Annotated in this window: 15 protein-coding genes and 1 other RNA gene; all 16 read right to left on the bottom strand. The window is 30.1% G+C overall.

What is annotated here, in order from left to right; all coding sequences use genetic code 11:
* Positions 1-3: 3 nt before the first annotated feature.
* The 16 genes from IEW75_RS08865 to IEW75_RS08790 all read right to left on the bottom strand — a co-directional run bounded on the left by IEW75_RS08865 (position 4) and on the right by IEW75_RS08790 (position 25,518).
* Positions 4-4,332 carry a CusA/CzcA family heavy metal efflux RND transporter gene (locus IEW75_RS08865; protein ID WP_134246825.1) on the bottom strand — a complete coding sequence of 1,443 codons (4,329 nt, stop codon included), beginning with the start codon at positions 4,330-4,332 and terminating at the stop codon, positions 4-6.
* 71 nt (positions 4,333-4,403) lie between these two features.
* Entirely contained in the window at positions 4,404-4,793 is a 390-nt protein-coding gene (locus IEW75_RS08860; RefSeq protein ID WP_134246826.1) for a hypothetical protein, read from the bottom strand.
* Between the two features lie 129 nt (positions 4,794-4,922).
* Positions 4,923-6,950 (bottom strand): VWA domain-containing protein, encoded by a 2,028-nt coding sequence (locus tag IEW75_RS08855; RefSeq protein WP_134246827.1) that lies wholly within the window; start codon positions 6,948-6,950, stop codon positions 4,923-4,925.
* Positions 6,951-6,986: 36 nt separating this feature from the next.
* On the bottom strand, positions 6,987-7,733 hold the full coding sequence (fabG, locus tag IEW75_RS08850; RefSeq protein ID WP_134246828.1) for a 3-oxoacyl-[acyl-carrier-protein] reductase: 747 nt from the start codon (positions 7,731-7,733) through the stop codon (positions 6,987-6,989).
* A gap of 104 nt (positions 7,734-7,837) precedes the next feature.
* Positions 7,838-10,237 (bottom strand): glycoside hydrolase family 31 protein, encoded by a 2,400-nt coding sequence (locus IEW75_RS08845; RefSeq protein WP_134246829.1) that lies wholly within the window; start codon positions 10,235-10,237, stop codon positions 7,838-7,840.
* A 140-nt stretch (positions 10,238-10,377) separates the two neighbouring features.
* The gene (gene glgB / locus IEW75_RS08840) at positions 10,378-12,285 is read right to left on the bottom strand and encodes a 1,4-alpha-glucan branching protein GlgB (protein ID WP_134246830.1); all 1,908 of its coding nucleotides are present in this window, start codon (positions 12,283-12,285) and stop codon (positions 10,378-10,380) included.
* A 3-nt stretch (positions 12,286-12,288) separates the two neighbouring features.
* Positions 12,289-13,917 (bottom strand): trehalose synthase, encoded by a 1,629-nt coding sequence (locus IEW75_RS08835; protein ID WP_134246831.1) that lies wholly within the window; start codon positions 13,915-13,917, stop codon positions 12,289-12,291.
* Positions 13,918-13,924: 7 nt separating this feature from the next.
* Positions 13,925-15,865, bottom strand: coding sequence for an alpha-1,4-glucan--maltose-1-phosphate maltosyltransferase (locus tag IEW75_RS08830; protein ID WP_134246832.1), 1,941 nt, complete (start codon positions 15,863-15,865; stop codon positions 13,925-13,927).
* Positions 15,866-15,891: 26 nt separating this feature from the next.
* Complete coding sequence (locus IEW75_RS08825; protein ID WP_134246833.1) at positions 15,892-17,154, bottom strand: glucose-1-phosphate adenylyltransferase; 1,263 nt, start codon at positions 17,152-17,154, stop codon at positions 15,892-15,894.
* A gap of 48 nt (positions 17,155-17,202) precedes the next feature.
* Complete coding sequence (glgA, locus tag IEW75_RS08820; RefSeq protein WP_134246834.1) at positions 17,203-18,405, bottom strand: glycogen synthase; 1,203 nt, start codon at positions 18,403-18,405, stop codon at positions 17,203-17,205.
* Between the two features lie 375 nt (positions 18,406-18,780).
* Positions 18,781-21,045 (bottom strand): aconitate hydratase, encoded by a 2,265-nt coding sequence (locus IEW75_RS08815; protein ID WP_134246835.1) that lies wholly within the window; start codon positions 21,043-21,045, stop codon positions 18,781-18,783.
* Positions 21,046-21,217: 172 nt separating this feature from the next.
* Positions 21,218-21,519: RNase P RNA component class A (gene rnpB / locus IEW75_RS08810), an RNA gene on the bottom strand.
* 167 nt (positions 21,520-21,686) lie between these two features.
* On the bottom strand, positions 21,687-22,823 hold the full coding sequence (dnaJ, locus tag IEW75_RS08805) for a molecular chaperone DnaJ (protein ID WP_134246836.1): 1,137 nt from the start codon (positions 22,821-22,823) through the stop codon (positions 21,687-21,689).
* Between the two features lie 37 nt (positions 22,824-22,860).
* On the bottom strand, positions 22,861-23,388 hold the full coding sequence (locus IEW75_RS08800; RefSeq protein WP_134246837.1) for a nucleotide exchange factor GrpE: 528 nt from the start codon (positions 23,386-23,388) through the stop codon (positions 22,861-22,863).
* 177 nt (positions 23,389-23,565) lie between these two features.
* On the bottom strand, positions 23,566-24,873 hold the full coding sequence (gene murA, locus IEW75_RS08795) for a UDP-N-acetylglucosamine 1-carboxyvinyltransferase (protein ID WP_134246838.1): 1,308 nt from the start codon (positions 24,871-24,873) through the stop codon (positions 23,566-23,568).
* Positions 24,874-24,885: 12 nt separating this feature from the next.
* The gene (locus tag IEW75_RS08790) at positions 24,886-25,518 is read right to left on the bottom strand and encodes a DUF4290 domain-containing protein (RefSeq protein WP_134246839.1); all 633 of its coding nucleotides are present in this window, start codon (positions 25,516-25,518) and stop codon (positions 24,886-24,888) included.
* Positions 25,519-25,576: the final 58 nt, after the last annotated feature.

The following is a 25,576-nucleotide window of genomic DNA, read 5'->3' as shown; positions in this document are numbered from 1 at the left end:
TTTCTATAAGTTTAAATAATTAATTTCTAAAGCAATTTGATTGTATAAATTCAAATTGGATAAATAATCTAATGTAATTTGATTTGAAGTTTCAATACTCTGTATGTATTGGAAAAAATCTATTTCTCCATTTTTATAGCTTGATGTTGCGGTTTTTAAAATTTCTTTTGCAACCTTATTACCACTTTCATAAAAATAAACCAATTGAGATTCACTTTTTTTAAGTTCGTCTATCAAAATTTTGTATTTAGAATGTAGCTTAAAATTTAAGTCAACAGCTTGCTCGTTCGCAATATCTTGAGCTATTTTTGAAGCTGCTATCTTAGATGATTTCCCAAAGAAAAACAGTGGAATTGAAACACCTGCTTGAAAACTATTTACCGAAGTATTTGCTTTTACATCTTTACTATTAAAATAATTAAATTGTATATCTGGTAATAATTCTTGAGTTGAAATTCCTTTTTTAACTTGAAATAATTTACTGTTTTGCAACGAGTATTCAGTTAATAAATGTTGCTCCAAATTAGGTTTAATTACTTTAATTTTTATCAACTTAGTTTCTATTATTTTAATAGCTTCTTCATTTTGAAGCAATCCATTTAACAATGTATATGCAATTGAAATATCTGTATTTACCTGACTTAATTGCGCAGCATATTGTTTATATTTAGATTGTGCCGTAATCATTTCTAAATAATTGGACTCACCCAATTCAAATTTTCTTTTTGCGGCATTGGAAAAATTAAAATATAAACTATCTACATGTTTTATGTACGACAATTTTTTATTCAAATACACTAATTTATAAAACGCTTTTGTAACTTCTTTAGTTAAATTAATTTTAGCCATTTCATACGTTAATCCGGCTAAATTTGATGTAATCTTTTGCGCTTTTTTTCTTGCAAAATATAAGGTAGGAAACTCAATAGTTTGATCAATTCCATAGGTTTTAAAAGGTTTTCCATCAGCACCTAAATTGGTTTCATCATTGGTGTAATATAACTTAGTTTTATCTATTTCAAATGCGCTACCAATAAGCTTATTACTTTCATCAGCTTCTAAACTTTTAATAGTCAACTCTTTATTATTTTTAACAGCCATTGCTATTAATTCCTCTAATGAAATAGTTTTTTCTTGCGAAAACCCAAAAAATGGAATTAACATAAATAATACAATTATTGCCGTTGGTGAAACTTTTCTTTTTTTCATTTTAAACTTTTTAGTATCAAAAATAGCATACAGCACAGGTAAAACAACCATTGTTAAAATAGTAGCTGTTACCAAACCTCCAATTACAACTGTTGCTAACGGACGCTGAACTTCGGCACCTGCATTGGTTGAAACTGCCATTGGCAAAAAACCTAAGGCGGCGGCGGCAGCAGTTAAAATTACTGGTCGTAAACGTTCTTTTGTTCCTTTTAAAATTCGTTCGTTAACATCATCAAATCCTTGTTCTTTTAATGATTTTAAATGCTCAATAAGTACAATACCATTTAGCACGGCAATACCAAATAAAGCAATAAACCCAACTCCTGCAGAAATACTAAAAGGTAAACCTCTAATCCATAAAAACAACACACCACCTACTGCAGATAAAGGAATTGCTGAAAAGATCATCAATGCTTCTTTTATAGAATTAAATGCAAAATGAAGCATAATAAATATTAAAAATAAGGCAATTGGTACCGCAATTTTTAAACGTGCTTTTGCACTATTTAAATTTTCAAATTGTCCTCCATAAGAAATTGTATATCCTACAGGTAATTTAACTTGTGTTTCAATAATTTCTCTAACATCTTGTACCACAGACTCCATGTCTCTATTACGAACATTAATACCAATTACAATACGTCTTTTAGTATCATCTCTTGAAATTTTTGCAGGTCCTTTTGTATATTCAATGGTAGCTACTTCGTGTAAAGGAATTTTTGTTCCCGTTGGTGTGTCTACATAAAGATTTTTAAGGTTCTCAATATTTTTTCGATATTCAGGATGCAAACGCACCACTAAATCAAATCTACGTTCACCTTCAAAAACACTTCCAACAGTATTACCTGCAAACCCCATAGAAACAATTTCATTTAAAGATTGAATATTTAAACCATAACGTGCTACTTTTTTTCTGTTGTACGTCACTGTCATTTGAGGTAATCCATCAATCTTTTCAACAATAATATCTGATGCGCCCTCCACATTGGCAATTTTACTTTTAATTTCATCGGCTTTATCAGCTAGAACAGCTAAATCCTCACCAAAAATTTTAACAGCTACATCTGCCCTTACACCTGTAATTAATTCGTTAAAACGCATTTCAATAGGTTGTGTAAACTCGAAATCGATCCCAGGAATTATGGTTAATTTTTCTTTAAATTTATCAGCTAATTCGTCTTTTGAGTCAGCTGAAACCCATTCTCTTTTTGGTTTTAATTTTATAATAACATCACTTTCTTCCATAGACATTGGATCGGTTGGAACTTCAGCTGCTCCAATACGCGAAACTACTTGTGAAACTTCCGGAAAATTATCTAATAAAATTTGTTCAATTTGTGTTGTAATTTCTGCAGTTTTAGTTAAAGTAGTTCCTGTTTTTAAAACTGGTTGAATTACAAAATCTCCTTCATCTAAGGTTGGAATAAACTCTCCACCCATTCGATTAAATAGAATTCCTGTAACTATTAAAAGGGCTACCGATAAACTAATAACTATTTTTTTATTTACTAAAGACCATTTAATTACAGGTTGGTACATAGCATAAAAAAATGCCATTAAACGTTTTGAAACATTATTCTTAGTAACCTTTTCTGGTTTTAAAAATATGGATGAAATTACTGGTACGTATGTGAAACATAAAAACATGGCACCAATTAAAGCAAAACTGAAAGCCATTGCCATTGGTTTAAACATTTTACCTTCAACGCCGCTTAACGACAAAATTGGGATAAATACAATTAAAATAATTAACTGTCCAAATATTGCAGAAGTCATCATTTTTGAACTACTACTCCAGGTTATTTCGTCAATATTTTCTTGCCGTTCACTTTTTGAAAGTAACATTAATTCTTTTCTACTACTTGTTATTTTAAAGGCAATAAATTCAACAATTATTACTGCTCCATCTATAATAATACCAAAATCAATAGCTCCTAAACTCATTAAATTGGCATCTACATCAAAAATATACATCATAGACAAAGTAAAAAGTAGCGATAATGGAATTACAGAAGCAACTACCATGCCCGAACGCATGCTTCCCAATAATAAAATAACCACAAAAATTACTATAATTATCCCAATAATTAAGTTTTCTGCTATAGTAAAGGTTGTTTTACCAATTAATTCGCTTCGCTCTAAAAAACCGTTAATAAACACACCTTCAGGTAAAGTTTTTTGAATTTCGGCAACACGTTCTTTAACAGCTTCAATTACTAAATTAGAATCACCATCTTTAAGCATCATTACTTGTCCAAGTACTTTTTCACCTTCTCCATTTCCAGTAATAGCACCAAAACGGTTGGCAAAACCAAAATTTACTTCAGCGATGTTTTTAATTAAAATTGGAACACCGTCTACATTTTTCACAACTACATTTTCAATATCGCTTAAGGATTTAATCATTCCCTCTCCACGAACAAAATAACTTTCGCTAGCTTTTTCAATATAACCACCGCCTGCAACACTATTATTTCTTTCTAAAGCATCTAACACTTGTAAATGTGTAATGTTCATAGATTTTAATTTTTCTGGATTTAAAGCAACTTCATATTGCTTTAAAAACCCTCCCCAAGTATTTACTTCCACCACGCCTGGAATTCCTGATAATTGACGTTTTACTACCCAATCTTGTAGCGTCCTCAATTCCATTGCAGAATAGCGATCTTTAAATTCTGGTTTGGTATCTAAAGTATATTGATAAATTTCTCCTAAACCAGTTGTAATTGGTCCCATTTCAGGGGTTCCAAAACCTTCTGGAATTTTTTCAGAAGCCGATTTAATTTTCTCAGAAATTAATTGTCGTGGTAAATAGGTTCCCATTGCATCTTCAAATACAATAGTAACAACCGATAATCCAAATTTTGAAATAGATCTAATTTCTGTAACTCCTGGTAAATTTGCCATTTCTAATTCAACAGGATATGTAATAAATTGCTCTACATCTTGTGTAGATAAATTTTTTGAAGTTGTAATCACTTGCACCTGGTTATTTGTAATATCAGGCACTGCTCCAATTGGTATTTGAGTTAAGGAAAATATTCCGAAACCTGCGATTGCAGCAGTTATTAAAAGTATGATAAGTTTATTATCAATACTTAGTTTAATAATCTTATGTAACATAATTTAATAAATTAGTAATGAATATTATTGAAAACCAAAGAATTGATTCTCAAATTTATTAATAATAAAATTTAACTATGTAACTTTTGTGGAGGCTGAAATAAATTATTGATAAATAGGTTTGTAGTTGGTTCTTTGTATGTGAAATTATTAGTTTCTAACTTAACCTCATTAAAATTAAAGGGATAATTTTGAACACATAAAATATAAACCATTTGAAAATGGGATTCTAAATGTTGATGTTTAAAAGGAAGCTCCTTATGTTCTTTGTGCTCTTGTTCGTGATTATTTGACTCACTGCCATAATGCATTTCAAAAAAATCAACAAAACTATCTCCACTATCTAAATGACAAGAAATATGATCAGCAAGTGCAGGTATATTATTCAAATCCTCTAAATCAAAATTAAAACTTTGAAATAAAATAGTAAGTGATAATATAATTGCTGAAATTTTAGTCATAATCTTTAACAATACAAATTAAATGAAATATGAATAGTTTAATTGTTATAAATAGTGCTTTTTTTTATAACTCTATAAATAAAATTTATAAATATAAATAACGGTAATTTTTAAAAAAAATTTCAAGCTTTAAATTTTTCCGAAATATTTACGTAAAAACCATTCTATTGTAAGGAAAAGTAAAATTAAACCTAAAAGCCACTTAAAGTTTATTAATGGAGTTTTAGTTATTTTTAATTTTTGAACACTTTTAAAACGCTGGTCTGATTTTAAATCGGAAATTAACTGATTGGAAGAATTTAAATCATAAACCTCCCCATTTGTATTTAATGAAAGGATTTTTAATTTTTTATAATTAGAATTAGTAAATTGTTGCTCAACCTCAAAAGGAACTATTTTAAAACTTCCTGAATCATTAACATTTTGATTTTCCACTGAAACAGAATAAATGTATTCGCCTGAAGGAACATTTGTTAATTCTACATTAAACTGATTATTTGAAACAGCAAAAGGAACTTTTTTTATAAAATTAGTAGCTTTGTTTGTAATTGTAATCCATAATTTTGCTCTATCATCAAAATTATAATTTTCATCTAAATAACTAGCTGAAATTTTAATTGTTTCATTGGCATAAAACAAAGGATCTACAGTAACATTTAACCTGTTATTATTTAAACCTGAAGACAAATATTGCATTAAATTGGACATAAATCCATCAAATAGTTCAAAAGTTTTGTTTTCTGAGAAACTATTTATTCTCCATCTCCAGCTATTTTCGCCAAATAAAACTGCTCCTTTGTGATTGCCTTTTTGAAAAGTTGCTAATAGAGGTTGTTCAGTTTCTATAGTCCCAATCTTTTGAAACAACAATGTGTTTACTGGAATAGAAAAATTAATCTCACCAAAATAATCTTCTAAAGGTGCAAAACTAAAAAAACCAATATCCGAACTTATAAAACTTGCATAATTTTGGTTAAAAAATGGATGGTATTCTTCGGATTGTGAAAGTGCATTTTTTCTAAAATCGTTTTGATTATTGTTTAAAAAATTCCAATCGGTAGCCAATCCAGATACTACAAAATAATTTATTTTTTTTTCTAAAATAGTATTAAACACATCCTTAAATGAACTGTTTGGTTGATATACTATAACTAGCTGATAATCTGATATATTACCCTTAAATTTTTCAATAGAATTAATAGTTGCTTTTCGTTGTTTGTCACTTTCAATAGATTTTTTAAACATCCCTAAATCAGGATGAATTACTGAATATAAAACTAAAATTTTAGAAGTATCTTCTATAACATTAATGCTAAAATTATTAGTATTATTAACTATATTTTTTTCATTCTCAAGTGTTTCAATTGTTGCAGTATAATAATGTGTTCCTGCAGTGGTTGCCGATAAATAAAAGAAAACCTCTTGTACATTTTCAGTTGATGAAAAATCCAAGTTTTTAGAATATACCTTTGTATTCTTATCAAAAACAGTTAATTTTTTAGAAATTGTTTTAGTTCCAGTGTAATTGATAAATAATTCTACTGGCAATTTATTATTTATATAAGTATATTTATTGATGTTTACTTTACTTATTGTAATATCTTCAAAAGCGGCGGTATCTCCAACTATATAAGAAAAAACAGGACTCTTGTAATTTATAAACTCAACATCATTTCCAATAGTCTGATTTCCATCAGTTATTAAAACAACGGGGTTATTTTCAGATTTATATACATTAGAAAATTCTAAAAAAGGTTTCGATAGATTGGTATTCGTATTATTAAAACTTAATGAATCTAATGTATATAAATCAGATCCAAAACCGTAAAAATTAATACTGTATTTGTTATTTAATTCAGCATCATTTTTTAATTGTTGTACTAAATCTTTAACATTTTTACTCTGTAAACTATGTTTTATAGATGCCGAATTATCAACTGCAACAAGTAAATTTGGTTTTATTATAGTAATATTATTTTTATTAATTGTTGGATTAATAATTAATAATAAAAGAGTAAAAATTGAAGAAAATCGCAAAAAAGAAAGCCAATAATTTAATTGGCTTTTCTCTTTATTGTTAAAAATATATTGAAAAAAAGCTACAAATACTGAGATAAAAACAGCTAAAATTATAAGTAGAATAGTGACTGTTTTCATGTTTAATTATCGCTTCTTTTCTAAATTAATTTAGGTTTAGGTTAACATTCCACCATCAACACTTAATGTTTGTCCAGTAATATAAGAACTCATATCCGATGCTAAAAATACACAGGCATTTGCAATATCCTCTGGAGTACCACCTCTTTTTAATGGAATAGAGTTTCTCCATTCTTTAACGGTATCTTCTGGTAAACTAGCAGTCATTTCAGTTTCAATAAAACCAGGTGCAATTACGTTGCTTCTTATATTACGAGAACCCAATTCTAACGCAACCGATTTAGAGAAACCAACAATTCCAGCTTTAGAAGCTGCATAATTAGATTGCCCAGCATTTCCTTTTAAACCAACTACAGAACTCATATTAATAATTGACCCTGCACGTTGTTTCATCATTGGTCTAATAACGGCTTTTGTTAAATTAAAAACAGATTTTAAGTTTACCTCTATTACTTTATCAAAATCATCCTCAGAAATGCGCATTAACAAATTATCTTTAGTAATCCCTGCGTTATTTATTAAAATATCTATAGTTCCAAATTCTTTTAAAACTTCAGCAGCCAATTCTTGTGCGGCATCAAAATTTGCAGCATTTGACTGGTAACCTTTTGCTTTTACTCCATAGTTTTTTAACTCATTTTCTAAGGCAACTGCGGCATCAACAGATGAGCTATATGTAAAAGCTACATTTGCACCTTGTTTTGCAAAAACTTCTGCAATTCCTTTACCAATTCCTCTAGTAGCTCCAGTTATTAAAGCTGTTTTATTTTCTAAAAGTTTCATTCTTATTATAATTTTAATTTTTGTTCATAATTATAAATCAAATATACATAATTGAGATAAAAGAGACTGCTTTTTCAAAGAGTCTCTTTACTTCTTTTTTGTTATTATTTACTTGTTATATAAATTTCTCTAAATTCTTTAGTTACAATAAAAGTAACATTTCCATTTATTTTAGAAATATCTATTTTTTCATTATCAACCTCAATATTCGTAATTTTAAATGGTAACCCATGAATATTAATTTTAAAAGTATCGTAACTTGAAATATATTTTCCAGATTTAAATTGCTGAAGGGTTAAGGAATGCTTCTTACCAACTTGATTAAAATTTCTTAAACTGTACCTTCCTTTTTTATAATCATATCCATCATGGGCATCTTCATAAACTTCTGAAATTTCTTTACCTTCTTTGTAATATACATCTAATTCTAATTGTTCTATCACTTTTTCTCCAACATATTGTTGAATGGGGTATTTAGGAATTATAGCCCCTTCTTTTACAAAAATTGGCATACTATCAATATCTGCGTCCACCCACATCTCTTCACCTCCAATAAGAATGTTGTTATCCCAGAAATTATACCATCTTCCTTTTGGTATATACATACGTCTACCTTTTGAATTTGCTTCAATAATGGGGCATACTAATATTTTTTCACCAAAAATAAATTCATCATTTCTATAATGTGTATGCGGATCTTTTTGATCGAATAACACCAATGATTTTAAGATTGGAATTCCTTCGTTTGCATATTTCCAAAAAGTTGTATACAAATAAGGTAATAATTGATATCTAATTTCAATAAATTTTCGAACAATATCTGTTATTGTTGAGCCAAATACCCAAGGTTCCTGATCGCCGTGATCTCCAGAAGAATGCACTCTACAAAATGGGTGAAAAACCCCTAACTGAATCCATCGTGCAAATAATTCTCCTGTTGGTTGTTCTGCAAAACCACCAATATCTGAACCTACAAACGAGAATCCAGACATGCACATACGTTGGGCTTGTTGGTTTGCAATAGATAAATGGTCCCAAGTTGCAACATTATCTCCAGTCCAAGTCGATGAATACCGTTGTGTTCCAGAATAAGCGGCTCTTGTTATAACAAACGGACGTTTAGGGTAACTAAACTTCTTTAAACCATGATATGTTGCCCGCGCCATTTGCATTCCATAAACGTTATGTGCTTTTCTATGACTGCATTGGTTTCCATCATAATCATGACGCACATCATCTGGAAAAGATTTGCCCGGAACATCCATTACAGCAGGTTCGTTCATGTCATTCCAAACACCATTTACACCAATATCTTCAATTAATTCTTTAAATAAATCAGACCACCAATCACGTACTTTTGGGTTTGTATAGTCTGGAAAATAACACTCTCCTGGCCAAACTTTTCCTTTCATATATGGACCATCTGCACGTTTACAGAAATAATCATTTTCTAGACCTTCTTTAAAAATACTATATTCAGTATCAATTTTAATTCCTGGATCAATAATTGCGATAGTTTTAAATCCATCATCAGCAAGCTCTTTCACCATTCTTTTTGGATCTGGAAAATATTCCTTATTCCAAGTAAAACATCTAAAACCTTCCATATAATCAATATCTAAATATAAAGCGTCACATGGTATTTGTAGTTCTCTAAATTTTGCTGCAAGCTTTTTTACTTTAGATTCTGGATAATAACTCCATTTACACTGGTGATAACCTAAAGCCCATAAAGGTGGCATATGCTGTGGTCTCCCAGTTAAATCTGTATAATTTGAAACAACATCAGTCATTTCTGGGCCATAAATAAAGTAATAGTTCATTTCACCTCCATCTGCCCAAAAACTGGTTACATTTCTTTTTTCTTTACAAAAATCAAAAAAAGATCGGAAGGTATTATCAAAAAAGATTCCGTAGGATTTATTTTTATGCAATGCTGTATAAAATGGAATTGCCTTATAAATGGGATCAGTGCCTCTAACATATGCATAAGAATCTGTAACCCAATTTTGAAAACGCTTTCCTTTTAAATTATTTTCCACAGGTTTATCTCCTAAACCATAAAAATTTTCTCCTTGTTGAGAAGCTAATGACATTTTTACAATATCGCCACCAAATTTATAACTTTCTTCCCAATGAAAACCAATCTCATCTTCTATAATTAACGAATTATCTTTGGCATCAAAAATTGATTTTCTCATATCTACCTTGGAAATATGACAAATTAATTTAGATGTTGTAATTATATATTTTTTATCGTCTTCAGTAATTTCTAAATGGTTATAGCCTTTACTTGCGTACATAGTTATTCCATAAGAAAAATCATTCTCGAACAAACCAGTTGTACTATATCTAAAACGTAAAACACTATCTCGTTCAACGGTAAGTTGTAATACTACATTATTCTCACTTTTAAAATAGAGAATATTTACGTGCTTTTTATAAAAAATTATTTTTGAAGGATATAAATTCCCTTTATATTCTAATTCTGTACTTAAAATCATATATCTAAATTCATTTTTTTAGCTGTGCAAACGTACTAATTTTTAAATATTTAGGCGTGTTTTTTATTCAAAAAAAACACCATTAATTCTTAAAAAAATTAAAAATTAATAGTGTAAATTAGTTATTATTTAAATTGATGCTATTTTATCTCAAAAATGGTAATTCCCAAGGGAGATAACTTAATTTCAGCAGAATAAGGTTTATTGTTCCAAAAAACAGCTTTACTAGTTAACATTCTTGGGTTTCCAACACCACTACCACCAAAGTCTTTATTATCACTATTAAAAACTTCTTTTAATTTTACTTTTGATGGAAGTCCAATTCTATATTTTTCTATAATATTTGGAGTAAAATTACATACAACAACCAAATTTTCAGCTTCATTAGTACCTTTTCTTATATAAGATATAACCGAATTTTCAGCATCATCTAAACTTATCCATTCAAAACCTTCATCACTAAATGCTTTTTCAAATAAAGCTGGTCTAGATCTATAAAATTTATTTAATTCCTTATAATAATTTTGTGCATCTTTATGCGATTTATACTCCAACAGATGCCAATCTAAACTTTCTTGAAAATTCCATTCTTGTTGTTGACCAAATTCACTTCCCATAAACAATAATTTTGTTCCTGGATGTGTAAACATGTATCCATACATTAATCTAAGGTTTGCAAAACGCTGCCATTCATCTCCGGGCATTCTTCCCAAAATAGATTTTTTACCATATACAACTTCATCATGTGAAAGTGGTAACATAAAATTTTCTGTAAATGCATACGCTAGACTAAAAGTAATCTCATTTTGATGGAATTTTCTATATATTGGATCTTTGCCAAAATATTCTAATGTATCGTGCATCCAACCCATCATCCATTTCATTCCAAAACCTAAACCACCCATATTTGTTGGTTTAGAAACCATTGGAAATGCTGTAGATTCTTCAGCTATAGTTTGTACATCTGGAAACGATTTATAAACCTCTTCATTTAATTCCTTTAAGAATGAAACTACCGCTAAATTTTCATTTCCACCATATATATTTGGTTCCCATTCACCATCTTCACGTGAATAATCTAAAAATAACATAGAAGCAACTGCATCTACTCTTAAACCATCTACGTGATATTGTTCTAACCAGAATATGGCATTACTTATTAAAAATGAACGCACTTCATTACGTTCATAATTAAATATTAAACTTTTCCAGTCTTGATGATAGCCTTTTCGTTTATCTGGATGCTCGTATAAATTTGATCCATCAAAATAACCCAAACCGTGGGCATCTTCAGGGAAATGTGAAGGCACCCAGTCTAAAATTATTCCTATTCCACTTTCGTGCAGTTTATCTACTAAATATTTAAATTCGTTTGGATAGCCAAAACGTGAAGTTGGGGCAAAATATCCTGTTATTTGATAACCCCATGAAGGATCGTACGGATATTCCATAATAGGCATAAATTCTACATGGGTAAAATTCATTTCTTTTACATAATTTACCAAATCCTCTGCAAGTTCAAAATACGATAAAAAGCGATCTTCTGTTGCGTGTCTTTTCCAAGAACCTAAATGTACTTCATATACAGAATAGGGTGCATCTAAAGCATTGTGTTCTTTTCTTATTTTTAACCAATTTTTATCCTTCCATTGATAATTATCTTCCCAAACTATAGAAGCTGTTTTTGGAGGATGTTCGCAACGTCTGGCATAAGGATCTGCTTTTTCTGAAATATACCCATTATTATTTGAATGGATTTTATATTTATACGCCATTCCTTTTTCTACTAAAGGAATAAAGCCTTCCCAAATACCTGAAGAATCCCAGCGAACATTTAATTTGTGTTCTCCATCTTTCCAATGATTAAAATCTCCAATTACAGAAACCTGATTTGCTGTTGGTGCCCAAACGGCAAAATAAGAGCCTTCTACTCCATTTAAGGTGGTTATATGTGATCCAAATTTTTCGTATAAACGATAATGTTTTCCTGCTTTAAATAATGAAATATCAAAATCAGTAAATAAACTATATGATTTTACTTGTGTCATAAATTAATTGTTAATAAGGTTTGAAATTCCTTTTAATGGAATTACTGCCCAACTTGGGCGCGAATTTAATTCGTAGCCTAGTTCGTAAATTGCTTTCTCCAATAAACAATATTCGAGCATAAAAATACGCTCTTGGCTATAGCCAATATTTAAATTAGCTTGTTCTACGGTGTTAATATAAGTTTCTAAAAATACTCCTGTAAAATATCCATATAATAATTCAGCTGCTTTAAAAAGCTTATTTTCAGACTGTTTAAACTTATCTTTATTATTAAAGATTGTTGCATAGATTGCATAATGAAAAGATCTAAAAAGCCCAGCAACATCTTTCATTGGTGGCTGTTTTACTTGTCTGTCTCTAATAGTACTTTCTGGTTCTCCTTCGAAATCTAAAATATAAAAATCGTCGTTTTGTACTAAAATTTGCCCCAAATGATAATCACCGTGTACTCTAATGCGTTCTCCTTTTAATTTAGTCCAGTCGAATTTTAAAAATTTACTTCGTATTAAACTTTTTTTACTCAGTAAATCTTTTGCCATTTCTATACTATTTTTATCTAGCTTATGTAAATTATTTTCAATACTATTTAATCTATTTTGAAATTGATAGATCATTCTATTTTTTAACCAAACAGCATAATCTCCATTAAAATGAGTTGGTGTAAAAGCAGTATCTTCAAACTCGGAACCTAAGTTTATGTGCATTTCGGCAGTTCGTTTTGCCAATACTTTAATTTTTAAAAATAAATTTAACCCTACCCAGTCAATAATTCTATGAGGAATATCATGTATTCTTAAACTATTATAGAGTTCCGGTTCTGGTAAATTATCAATCTCAATATTTTTAATTTCTAAGGTTTCAAAAACTTTGTCAATTTCAATTAAAAAAACATCCCAAGCATCTCCTTCATTTTGTACCAATTCTTGCATAACAGCAATTGTTACTACTTCCTTTTCTTGATCTATAAAGTTGATACTTCCCAAATATCGTGGTGTATTTTTAAAATCTTTTTTGTCAGTTAAAAACCTATTCATTTCATAATCAGGGTTTTTATTTGCGAAAATTCTTCTAAAAAATTTTAAAACAAATTTATCATTAAATACTAATGACGTGTTACTTTGCTCCAACCCCAATAATTTAGATGAGTTATATTCAATATTTGAAAATAATTCACTTTTATGATATTGTACTTTTGTTCTATCTATTAATTCTGCATTAGAAATTCGCTCAAAAACAAGTTTCCTAAAAGCTTCTAAGTTAACTGCATCAATAATAAAACCTTCTTGATTTTTTATACTTATGGGAAGAATTCTATCTTTTTTAGCAAAATTTTCGTCAGAAACAAATGCAATTGGAATAAAATAATGATGGTAAAATGCCTCAACAAAATCTACTTCTAAAATCAATCCAAAATAAACTTCATTATTTTGTTGGATTCTAAAGTACTCAGCTAATTCTATGTATTTAATTTTACTAGACTTACCTCCGAACCAACGTTGTTTAACAATATAATTTTCAAGTACATCTGATAAAAAAACATTTAAAAAATCTTTATTATCTAACAGTTCTTCCCAAGAAACATCAAAATTATATTTGGCTGCTAATTTAGAATCTTTAGCATTTTCCGACATATTATTTTTATTTAGTTATTTTGAATATATGAAATGGTATTGAAGTTTGTAATTGTATAAAATTCCATTCATCGTGCCAATCGTACGTTATTTCGGTAATTAAATCCGTTACTTTTAGGTGATGTCCATGTCCTATACCAAGTTCGTGCAATGGTACTTTTAGCATACCTTGTTGTGTATGGTATTCATCTAAACTAATAATAATTAACAATTCGTTTTCTTTGGTATCATCCCATTTATAAAAAGCAATTAAATTATCATTATTAATGCTGCAAAACTTTATATTATTTGTTTGTTGCAGTGCTTTATGATTGTTACGAATTTTATTAACTTTTGAAATTATAGATGTTAATTTATTTTGTTTAAACCAATCATACTTACAAATTTGAAATTTCTCTGAATTTAAATATTCTTCCTTACCAATTATTGGTTCATCTATCATTTGTTCAAAAACAGGTCCATAAATTCCAATATTAGAACTTAATGTTGCTGCTAAAACATAACGTTGAATATATTTAGACTCATTTGCTCCTTGCAAATGGAACGGATTAATATCGGGTGTATTAGGCCAAAAATTTGGTCTCATATACTCTTTTTGATCTGTTTTTGTTAATTCCTCAACATATTCAGTCAGTTCATGTTTATTGTTTCTCCAAGTAAAATATGTATAAGATTGCGTATAACCTTGTTTTGCAAGTTGTTGCATTATTTTTGGTGCGGTAAAAGCTTCTGCTAAAAATAACGTATCCGGATGTTTTGCTTTTACCTCTGAAATAATCCAATTCCAAAAATAAAAAGGTTTTGTATGTGGATTATCCACTCTAAATACTTTAATTCCGCAATCAATCCAGTAATATAATGTATCTAGACATTCGTCCCACAAGTTTTTATAATCTTCACTTTCCCAATAAATTGGTAAAATATCTTGGTATTTTTTAGGTGGATTTTCTGCATATTGCACCGTTCCGTCTGGTCTCCATTTAAACCAAGATGGGTATTCTTTAACCCAAGGATGATCTGGTGCAGCTTGCAATGCATAATCCATAGCAATTTCAATTCCTAAATTTGAAGCTTTTTTAATTAAGGTTTTAAAGTCTTTAACAGTACCTAATTGAGGATGTATTGATTTATGCCCCCCAAGTTTTGAACCAATTCCCCAACAAGAACCTACATCACCATCTTTAGCTTCTGTTGTATTATTTTTACCTTTTCTCTTTACCTCACCTATTGGATGAACTGGAGGAAAATATAATGTATCAAAGCCCATTTCTACAACTTTAGGCAGTAATTTTTCACAATCTTTAAAAGTACCGTGAACACTATCATTTTGTGAAGCAGAACGTGGAAAAAACTCGTACCAGGTGCTAAATCTAGCTTTTATTCTATCTACATATACAGGTAGTTCTTTTGAAGTATTTACTAATTTTTTCTCAGGATATTTCAGAAAAATAGTATGTAATTTATCACTTATAGCCTCACTAACAGCATTATCGTATTTAGTTGAATCTGCAAAAACAACTTCTAAACTTTTTAAATATTTTTTTTCGGAAGCAGTTGCCTTTCTGCTACATTTTTTTAAAAAATCTATACCTTCTAATAATTCAGAATGTACTATTTGATTATCATCAATTTTTCTGTGTATTCCTTGTTGCCAGTTTAAAGCATAATCTACCCAGCCTATAATTTTATAGGTGTATGATCCTTGATTTTCAACTGTAAAAGATGCTTGCCAATTGTTATTTTCTCTTGATTGCATTCTTACTTCACTCCATTCCTTCGCTTTTTCGTGTTTATAAAGAACAGCAGAAGCAATAATATCATGTCCGTCTGTTAACACATCTGCATTAACGGTAACAATTTCATTTACAACACGTTTTATTTGAAAATCTCCATTATTTAACTGAGGTGAAATATTTTCAATTACAACCCTTCTTTGATTTTTCTGCATATAAAATAATTAAAATCTAATTTTTGTTAAATTGTAAATCCATTAGGAATAATTGCACCTTTTTTAATAACTACAATACCATCCCTAATCGCATAAGTATCTGTTTCGGTATCTTCTAAATGGGTCCCTCCATTAATTCTAACCTCATCACCAATACAACAATTTTTATCTAAAATAGCGTTTTTAATAAAACATCTACTTCCAATTCCCATAGATACAATATCTTTGTTAATAATATCTTCTAAAGGTTGATAAAAATCACTTCCCATCATATAAGTGTTAATAACAGTTGATTCTTTATCTATTCTAGAGCGAACTCCTATAACAGAATGTTCAATTTTACCTGCATTAATAATACAACCATCGGCTATAACTGTTTTATCTAAAATTGTTCCAGAAATTTTTGTTGTAGGTAACATTCTAGCATGTGTATATATACGTCTTTTCTTACTATATAAATCAAACTTAGGAAAATCATCTGTTAACCCTAAATTTGCTTCAAAGAAAGAGTCTATATTACCAATATCTGTCCAGTAACCTTCATATTGGTAACTTAATGTTAAATGCTCATCAATGGATTGTGGTATAATTTCTTTTCCAAAATCAATAGTATCTGGGTTTTCCATTAATTTAACCAATAAATCTCTATTAAATATATAAATACCCATAGAAGCTAAATAATTTCTCCCTTCAGCTTTCATATTTTCACTTACATCCGATGTCCAATCTGGTAATAACGATTCATCTGGTTTTTCTATAAAAGATGTAATTCTATTATTATCATTTGCTTTTAAAATTCCAAATGATGTAGCATCTTTAGCATTTACAGGAATTGTTGCAATTGAAATAGATGCTTTTGCTTTAACATGGGCTTTAACCATTTCTTCAAAATCCATTTGATATAATTGATCTCCAGATAAAATAAGTGCATAATCAAAATCATGTCTTAAAAAATGATGCATACTTTGGCGAACAGCATCTGCTGTACCTTGAAACCAACCTTTATTTCCCGGAGTTTGTTCAGCAGCTAATACATCAACAAAAGCCTCACTAAAAAAGCTAAAATGATACGTATTTTTAATATGCCTGTTTAAAGAAGCTGAATTAAACTGTGTTAAAACAAATATTTGCTTTAAACTTGAATTAATACAATTTGAAATTGGAATATCTACTAAACGGTATTTACCAGCAATTGGAACTGCTGGTTTAGACCTTGTTTCTGTTAATGGATGTAATCTTGATCCTTGTCCTCCTCCTAAAATAATGGATAAAACTTTTTTCTTTGGCATAACTAACTATTTTATTATTATAAATATTCTTTTGTACTTTAACATGAGTTAAATTAACGACTTATAAAGCTCTTCTACTTGAGCTGCAATTGCTACCCAATCAAAGTTTTCTTCTACTCTTTTTCGTCCATTTAATTCCATTTTATTGCGCAATTCTTTATTGTTTATAACCAAATTAACTCCATATGCTAAATCTTTAGCAAACTTATCTGGATTTATAGGTTCAAACGGCGCTTCAGTTTGTTGGTCTACAGGAATTAAAATACCTGTTTCTCCATTAACAACTACTTCTTTAATTCCACCAACAGCACTTGCTACAACTGCTGTATTACAAGCCATGGCTTCAATATTAATAATTCCAAATGGTTCATAAATTGAAGGACAACAAAATACAGTGGCGTGAGAGTATAATTGTATTACCTCCTTTTTAGGCAACATTTCGTCTATCCAAATAACATTGTTTCTTGTTTTTTTAACTTCATTTACGCTCGCTTCCATTTCTTTTGCAATTTCAGGAGTATCTGGAGCGCCAGCACATAAAACTATTTGTGTATCTGGATCTATATATTTAATTGCATTTACCAAATGAATTATTCCTTTTTGACGTGTAATTCTACCAACAAAAAGCACATAAGGTTTAGTAGTATCTATGTTATATCTCTCTAAAGTTGAAGTTTTAGTAGTTACATTATATTCACTAAGATTAATACCATTGTAAATAACTTTAACCTTTTTCTCATCAACGTTAAAATGATTCAGAACATCAACTTTTGTTTCCTCTGAAACCGCAATTAAAGCATCTGCCATCTCAATAGCAGTTTTTTCAATCCAAGACGAAGCATCATAACCTCTTCCTAATTGTTCTCTTTTCCAAGGCCTTAGCGGTTCTAAAGAATGTGTAGTAATTACCAATGGAACTCCATAACATAGTTTTGCAACAATTCCAGCAAAATGAGCATACCAAGTATGACAATGAACTATATCGGCATCAAGAATTTCAGCATTCATATGAAGACAAGTATTCAGACTATTAAATACAGCTTTTAATTTATTGTCTGATTTCTCAAATACTGGATTATTATAAGGAAAACCTTTTACGTGCATGTTTCCTGAAGTTGATTCTTGATCACCGAAACACTTTATATCAATTTCCATTAATTTTTCTAATTCATTAGCTAAGTATTCGACAACTACTCCTGCTCCTCCGTATACATATGGTGGAAATTCTTTTGTATAAAATAATGCTTTCATAAATATGGTATCAAAGAAAATAATTTAATTAATTGTTTTTTATAAAAATTTAAAGTACTATTTTGAAATAAAAGTTGATGCGAATCTTGGAAAGGAATTATGAGTATTAACTGTTCCATTCGTCTCTAAATGTTTAGTGTTTTACTCAATTTTGTACTTCATATATTGTTTAAAATTAAGATAAAAAGTTACAAAAAAATTAGAAAACAACTGTTATATTTACGAAAAGGTTGGAATATATTTTGTTTTGTATTGTTTTTCAATGATTTATATGTGTTATTATCTAACTTGCGCCCATTTTATTGAATTTTAAACATAAAAAAAGACGTATAAATACGTCTTTTTTTAAATTCAATTTTAACTAAAAATCAATTCTTAGCTAGCATTCTCTTTTTTTATCAAGTTTAATGCAGAACCTTCATTATACCAATCAATTTGACTTTGATTATAAGTGTGGTTTAATTTTATTACATCTTTAGTTCCATCGTTATGCACTAATTCTAAAGTTAATTGCTTTTCTGGAGCAAATTCATTAATATCAACAAAGTTAAAAGTATCATCTACTTGAATTAAATCGTAATCTGCTTCATTATTAAAGGTAAGTCCTAACATACCTTGTTTTTTTAAATTTGTTTCATGAATACGAGCAAATGACTTTACTATTACCGCTACAACACCTAAATGTCTAGGCTCCATAGCTGCATGTTCTCGAGACGATCCTTCTCCGTAATTATGATCTCCAACAACTACAGATTTTACACCTGCAGCTTTATAAGCTCTAGCAACATCTGGCACACCTCCAAACTCACCTGTTAACTGATTTTTAACAAAGTTTGTTTTTTTACCAAAAGCATTTACGGCACCTATCAAACAGTTATTAGAAATATTATCTAAATGACCTCGGAAACGTAACCATGGTCCTGCCATAGAAATATGGTCTGTTGTACATTTTCCAAAGGCTTTTATTAATAATTTAGCCCCATTAATTTCTTTTCCAATTGGTTGAAAAGGTGTTAATAATTGTAAACGTTCTGAAGTTGGACTTACAGAAACATCAACATTACTACCATCTTCAACTGGCTCTACATAACCTGAATCTTTTACATCAAAACCTAAAGGTGGAAGTTCTATTCCTTTTGGCTCGTCTAATTTAACAGCTTCGCCATCTTCATTAATAAGTGTATCATTCATTGGGTCAAAATCTAAACGACCCGATATTGCAATTGCTGCAACCATTTCTGGCGATCCCACAAATGCGTGCGTATTTGGATTTCCATCAGCACGTTTTGAAAAGTTTCTATTAAATGAATGAACTATCGTGTTTTTTTCTTCCCCTTTTAAATCACTTCTATCCCATTGCCCAATACAAGGACCACAGGCGTTTGTAAAAATAGTAGCGTCTAAATCTTCAAATATTTTAAGAATCCCATCTCTTTCTGCTGTATAACGCACTTGCTCTGACCCTGGATTAATTCCAAAATCTGCTTTTGTTACTAACTTTTTATCTACTGCTTGTTTGGCAATAGAAGCTGCACGAGATAAATCTTCATAAGAAGAGTTTGTACAAGATCCAATTAGCCCCCAATCCACTTTTAAAGGCCATTCGTTTTCCTTAGCTTTAGCTCCTAATTCTCCAACTGGTGTTGCTAAGTCTGGTGTAAATGGACCATTCAAATGTGGTCGTAACGTATCTAAATTTATTTCTATTACTTGGTCAAAATATTTTTCTGGATCAGCATATACTTCAGCATCTCCAGTTAAATATTCTTTTATTTTATTTGCTTCATTTGCAACATCATTTCTATCCGTAGCTCGTAAATAGCGCTCCATAGATGCATCATAACCAAAAGTAGATGTTGTTGCACCTATTTCAGCACCCATATTACAAATAGTTCCTTTTCCAGTACACGATAAATTTTTTGCACCTTCACCAAAATATTCTACAATTGCACCTGTTCCACCTTTTACAGTAAGAATTCCTGCTACTTTTAGAATTACATCTTTTGCTGAAGTCCAGCCGTTTAATTTTCCAGTTAATTTAACACCAATTAGCTTTGGAAATTTAAGTTCCCAAGCCATACCAGCCATAACATCTACAGCGTCTGCACCACCAACTCCAACTGCAACCATTCCTAATCCACCAGCATTTACTGTATGAGAATCTGTTCCAATCATCATTCCACCTGGAAATGCATAGTTTTCTAATACAACTTGATGAATAATTCCGGCTCCTGGTTTCCAAAACCCAATACCATATTTGTTAGAAACAGATGCTAAAAAATCGAACACCTCTTTGCTTACATCATTTGCTCGTTTTAAATCTAAATTAGCACCTTGTTTTGCTTGAATTAAGTGATCACAATGCACTGTTGTTGGCACTGCAACTTTACTTTTACCAGCTTGCATAAATTGTAATAATGCCATTTGTGCTGTTGCATCTTGACAAGCTATACGGTCAGGTGCAAAATCTACATAATCTTTTCCTCTTGTAAACGCTTTGGTTGCGTTCCCATCCCACAAGTGATTGTACAATATTTTTTCAGCTAAGGTTAAAGGTTTTCCAACTATTTCTCTTGCAGCATCAACACGTTCTGTCATTCTAGAATAGACACCTTTAATCATTTCAATATCAAAAGCCATATTTATATTTTATTTAGTTATTTTTAATTTAGCGAAGGTACAAAAAATGATGTTTTGAATAAAAAAATTCGTAATTGAAGGTGTCTTTTTCAATATAAATAGTTTATCAGGCTATTTTTTTTTATTCTATAAAAATCAAGAGCGAAAACGTTGTAAATATTAAGAATATGATAAAAAAAGTAGGTCTATAAGCCGGATTCTGTTCTTAAAAAAAGCTCTTATCATTTATCTAGACTATAAATTACTTTATAGCTCGAGCTGCCTACCCCTTAAAATAGAGCGAGTAACTCTAAAATTTTAATATACGTGGCATTTCACCGCATAGAGTTTACCTGGTTTCACTACAGCCGAACTGTACTTGCTTTCTGTTGCACTTGTCCTCAACTTACGCTGGACGGATGTTATCCGCTATGCTACTCTATGGTGTCCGGACTTTCCTCTTCAAAACAATGAAGCGATAAGACGACCTACTTTTAGGTTGCAAAAGTACACTATAAAATATAATTAGTATAAAAAAACCCACTCAAAATTTGAGTGGGAAAATTGCTATGAAAAAGAAAAAGTGTTATTAGGTATTTCACTAATAACTTTTCAAATATAATTTATTTTGTATAACTTATACAAATAATACTTCAATTATTTTATGAAAACATATCTTTTACTTTTTCAAAAAATGATTTATCTAATTTAGAAGGATTTGGCGTAAAATTTTCATCAGTTTTCATTCTTTCAAAAAACTCTTTTTGTTCTTTTGAAATTTGTTGAGGAGTCCAAACATTAACATGTACTAATAAATCACCATTTCCATAGTGATCTATACTTGGCAAACCTTTTCCTCTTAATCTTAATATTTTACCAGATTGTGTTCCTGGTTCAATTTTAATTTTCACTTTACCAGTAACTGTATCAATATTTTTATCTATACCTAAAATTGCTTCGGAAAAATTAATATACAAATCATAGTGTAAATTAGTTCCTTCTCTCTTTAATGTATCGTGCTTCGCTTCTTCAATTACAACAATTAAATCACCATCTACTGCATTATTTCCTGGTGCACTATTACCTTTTCCATTTACTTTTAACTGAACCCCTTCTGTAACTCCTGCAGGAATTTTAATTGAAACAGTTTCTTCTTTTGGCTCTAAACCTTGTGCATCTGCATTTTTAGGTCTTTTATCTAGAGTTTCTCCTGCTCCATGGCAGGTAGGGCAAGTAGAAGCTGACTGCATTCTTCCTAAAATAGTGTTTGTAACTCTCATTACTTGACCACTACCATTACACGTTGAACAACTTTTAAAAGTCGACCCTGATGCTTTTACTTTTCTTCTTACTTTTACTTTCTTTTCTACACCACTGGCAATTTCTTCTAAAGTAAGCTTTACTCTAATTCTTAAGTTACTTCCTTTTACACGAGCTCTTCCTCTAGATCCTCCGCCAAAACCTCCGCCACCGAATCCACCAAAGCCTCCGCCACCAAAAATATCTCCAAACTGACTGAATATATCATCCATATTCATTCCACCACCGCCAAAACCACCGGTACCACCGCCATTTTCAAAGGCTGCGTGTCCATATTGATCGTAACGTGCTTTTTTATTTTCGTCACTTAGAATTTCATAAGCTTCAGCAGCTTTTTTAAAGTTTTCTTCAGCTTCTTTATCCCCAGGATTTTTATCTGGATGGTATTTGATTGCCATCTTTCTATATCCCTTTTTTATTTCTGCTGGAGTTGCATTTTTTGAAACACCTAATATCTCGTAAAAATCTTGTTTTGCCATTAATTTAAACTTCGTAATTCATAATTTATAATTCTTGTTATTGTCCAATAACAACTTTAGGGTATCGTATAATTTTATCCCCTAACTTATAACCTTGCTCTACAACATCAATTATTTTTCCTTTTAAATCTTCTGATGGGGCTGGAATTTGCGTAATAGCTTCGTGTAATTCAACATCAAAAACTTCACCTTGTTCCACTTTAATTAGACTCAAACCTTTCTGATTAAGCGTATTATTTAACTTATTTTTAATAAGCTCCATACCTTTTAAAAGTTCTTTATCTTTGGCTTTCTTTATCTCATTCAAACCTCTGTCAAAATCGTCTAAAATAGGTAGTAAAACTGTCATTAAATCTTCATTGGCAGTTTTAAACAACTCAATACGTTCTTTAGAAGTTCTTTTTTTATAATTTTCAAATTCAGCAAACAATCTTAAAAACTTATCTCTTTCTTGATTTACTTCAAGTTTTAATTGCTCTTCGATACTAATTTCTTTAGTTTCTTGCTGTGCTGCTTCTTTATCTAAAACTTCTTTTTCTTTTTTAGAATCTTTCTTTGTACTCATAATTTTATTTAAAAAATTTATCAACAATTAGAATAGCAAAAGTATTGCCATTTTATTTATTTATGCCAATATGACATTTGTATTCATTAAAAAACACATCTTCAAAAAAAAATTATTGCCTTTATAAAAACGACAATAATTTTTTAATTTTAATTTAGAACCAATCATAGAACACTACTATTCTACTCTAGTAATTTTTGCTCCTATGGCTCGCAGTCGAGTATCTATATTTTGATACCCTCTATCTATTTGCTCAATATTGTGAATGGTACTTGTTCCTTTTGCTGAAAGCGCAGCTATTAATAAAGAAATACCTGCCCTAATATCTGGCGAAGTCATAACCGTTCCTTTTAAACTAAATTCGTGATCCATACCAATTACGGTTGCTCTATGCGGGTCACATAAAATAACTTTAGCACCCATATCAATTAACTTATCTACAAAGAACAAGCGACTTTCAAACATTTTTTGATGAATTAAAACACTTCCTTTTGCTTGGGTAGCAACCACCAAAATAATACTTAACAGATCAGGTGTAAAACCTGGCCAAGGTGCATCTGATACTGTTAAAATTGAACCATCAATAAAATTTTGAATTTCATAGCTATCTTGTTCAGGGATAAAAATATCATCTCCTCTTCTTTCTAAATTTATTCCAATTTTTTGAAAAACACGAGGAATCAAACCTAAATCGTCCCAACTTACATTTTTAATTGTAATTGAAGATTTTGTCATTGCCGCCATTCCTATCCAACTACCAATCTCAATCATATCTGGTAAAATTCTGTGGTAACAACCTTTTAAAACTTGAACACCTTCAATAATTAATAGATTAGAACCAACACCTCTAATTTTTGCTCCCATACTGTTCAGCATTTTACATAATTGCTGTAAATATGGTTCGCAAGCTGCGTTATAAATTGTAGTAATTCCTCTTGCCATTACCGCAGCCATTACAATATTTGCTGTTCCGGTTACAGAAGCTTCATCTAACAACATATTTGTACCTGTTAAATAATCTGCTTCAACACCGTAGAATTTTTCGTCTTTATTGTACCTAAAAGTTGCACCTAATTTTATAAAACCTTCAAAATGCGTATCTAACCTTCTTCTCCCAATTTTATCACCTCCTGGTCTTGGAATGTATCCCTTTCCAAAACGAGCTAATAACGGACCAACAATCATAATAGAACCTCTTAAAGAACTTCCATCTTGCTTGAATTTTTCAGATTCTAAATATTCAAGATTTATTGCATCCGCTTGAAAAGTATAAGTATCGTTCGCTATTTGTTCAATTTTGACACCTAGCTCTCCAAGAATATAAATTAACTTATTAACATCTCTAATATCTGGAATATTACTTATTGTAACTTTTTCTTCTGTTAATAAAACTGCACAAAGTACTTGTAAAGCTTCATTTTTAGCTCCTTGCGGAGTTATCTCGCCACTTAATTTATGACCTCCTTCAATTACAAATGTTGCCATTATTTTACTGGTTTATTTATATTTATGAGTCTTTTTTCTTGAATCTTGTTGCCTTCCTTTAGTTGCCGTTTTTCTTTTCCGCATTAGGTCTTTTACTTCAGACAACGTTTCCGTACTTTCAGTAAGATCAATTTTATTATGGGACAATTCTTTCAAGTGTTTAAATATTACTTTATCCTCAACGGTATCTTTATTCCAGTTTAAGTAACATTTTTTCATGTGATTGGCAATTGCATAGTACAATGCATCTCGCTCATCACTTTCTTCCCAGGTTAAAGCAACATCAATCATAGTTTGGATATTATTTCCATAAAACCTGTATTTAGAGGCAGATTTTGGATATGCCAAAGGTTCTGGTTTTGCTTGCAGTTCTTCTTTTAAAGGTTTATCATAAGGAGAATCTACTTCCAATTTAAAATCTGACATTATAAATAACTGATCCCAAAGTTTATGTTTAAAATCTGGCACATCTCGCAAATGAGGTTGTAAATTTCCCATAACATCTACAATAGCTTTTGCCATTTTATTGCGTTCTTCAACATCTTCCAGCGCAACACAATTATCTACTAACTTTTGAATATGCCTTCCATATTCTGGTATTATTAAATGAGGTCGTTCCCCATTGTATTCTAAATCAAATTCCATCTATCTTTTCTCTTTTTATTTTATGCAAATTACAATATAAATATTTGTTTTACAATGT

Origin of the sequence: Lutibacter litoralis (assembly GCF_014646675.1) — a bacterium.
In the GTDB taxonomy this organism is placed as follows: domain Bacteria; phylum Bacteroidota; class Bacteroidia; order Flavobacteriales; family Flavobacteriaceae; genus Lutibacter; species Lutibacter litoralis.
This window is presented reverse-complemented; position numbering and strand designations above follow the sequence as displayed.